The organism is Gordonibacter pamelaeae 7-10-1-b (genome assembly GCF_000210055.1).
GTDB lineage: Bacteria > Actinomycetota > Coriobacteriia > Coriobacteriales > Eggerthellaceae > Gordonibacter > Gordonibacter pamelaeae.
The window spans coordinates 2,372,737-2,373,588 of record NC_021021.1 but is presented as its reverse complement, the minus strand read 5'-3'; the positions used below and the strand labels follow the sequence as shown (position 1 = coordinate 2,373,588).

Sequence of the window (852 nt, the reverse complement as noted above, 5' to 3'; positions counted from 1 at the left end):
CTCGTCGTCGCGCCCGCCGTGCTCATCGCGGCGTTCGCGGCGCTCGGCGCGTGGGCTGCCCTCGATTTCAACGGCCTGTTCTCCGCCTTCCATGCGGTGCTGTTCCCCCAGGGCAACTGGACGTTCTCCTACGATTCGCTCCTCATTAGCATGTACCCGCTTGATTTTTGGATGGGCATGGCGGGTATCTGGTTTGCGACGACCCTCGCGTTGTCTATACTGGCTATCGTCGTTGGCGTGCTTTTGAGGCGGCCTGGGCGGAATGCCCGAGGGCATGCCGTGCTCAAACAGTCCTGGGCTCGCTCGAAACGCCCCTAGGGCGTTTCGGCTCGTGCGGAAACTGCGCGCGGCATGCCCTCGGGCATTCCGCCCAGGCCGCGCGCACGACGCCGTTACCGTAATTCTACCTGGAGGATCATCGCAACCATGAGTGAAGAGAAGAAGAACGTGCGCGTGCGCTTCGCGCCTTCCCCTACCGGCCGCCTGCACGTGGGCGGCGCCCGCACGGCCATCTACAACTGGGCGTTCGCGCGCGCCATGGGAGGCGACTTCATCCTGCGCATCGAGGACACCGACCCGGAGCGCTCCACCGAGGAGAACGTGCAGGTCATCTTGAACGCCATGAAATGGCTCGGGCTCGACTGGGACGAGGGCCCCGAGGTGGGCGGGCAGGCAGGCCCCTACTTCCAGACCCAGCGCACGGACACGTACGCCGAGGCGCTCGAGCGCCTGCGCGAGCGCGGGAGCGTCTACCCCTGCTTCTGCACGAAGGAGGAGCTGGACGCCAAGCGCGCCGCGGCCGAGGAGAACGAGGGCGGCTACGCGGGCTACGACCGCACCTGCCGCGACCTC

2 protein-coding genes are annotated in these 852 nt (G+C 66.8%); both read left to right on the top strand.

What is annotated here, in order from left to right; genetic code table 11:
- Positions 1-318: lipoprotein intramolecular transacylase Lit (locus GPA_RS11095; RefSeq protein WP_041239516.1), on the top strand; the 318-nt coding region annotated here is incomplete at its 5' end.
- A 108-nt stretch (positions 319-426) separates the two neighbouring features.
- Positions 427-852, top strand: a 426-nt coding sequence (locus tag GPA_RS11090) for a glutamate--tRNA ligase family protein (RefSeq protein WP_041239515.1), incomplete at its 3' end; no start/stop codon positions are given.